The 571-nt window shown below is 52.5% G+C and carries 1 pseudogene; it reads left to right on the forward strand.

What is annotated here, in order from left to right:
- A pseudogene (locus ACTHUR_RS16595) lies at nucleotides 1–366 on the forward strand (type IV pili twitching motility protein PilT); the annotation flags it as partial.
- Between the last annotated feature and the right edge of the window lie 205 nt (nucleotides 367–571).

Consider the following 571-nt stretch of genomic DNA (forward strand, 5'->3'; position numbering starts at 1 on the left):
GTCCTCATGGATTTGGCGCTCAACCTGACCGGCATCATCGGCCAGCGCCTCGCCATCAAGAAAAACCGCAGCCAGCGTACCGCCGTCGTCGATTTGCTGCTCAACACCCCCGCGATGCAGGATTTGATTTTCAAAGGCGAGCTCATGGAAATCCGCGAACTCATGACGCGCTCCGGCACGGACGGCATGCAGACCTTCGACCAACACCTGTTCGAACTCTACATCAAAGGTCAAATCGAATACGACGAAGCCCTGCGCCAAGCCGTTTCCACCAACGACCTGCGCCTGCGCATCCAAATGCACGAAGAAGGCAACGACCCCGACCGCCTCTACGACCGCATCAGCGATTTGAACCTGATTTCTTAAACACCCGATTTCAGGCAAAACAAAGGTCGTCTGAAAACCTCAATTCAGGTTTTTCAGATGACTTTCTTTCATATTTCCTCGAGACCTTTGATCATTTTTTCCTTCCAACCAGGTGTTGTTGTTTCCCCCCCTTTTCGTGGTCGGTTTTGCTTCTTTTCCCCCCTCCTAATTCTTTTCCCTCCCACCCCCTCCAAAACCACCAGAC

This window comes from Neisseria sp. P0021.S007 (assembly GCF_051956855.1).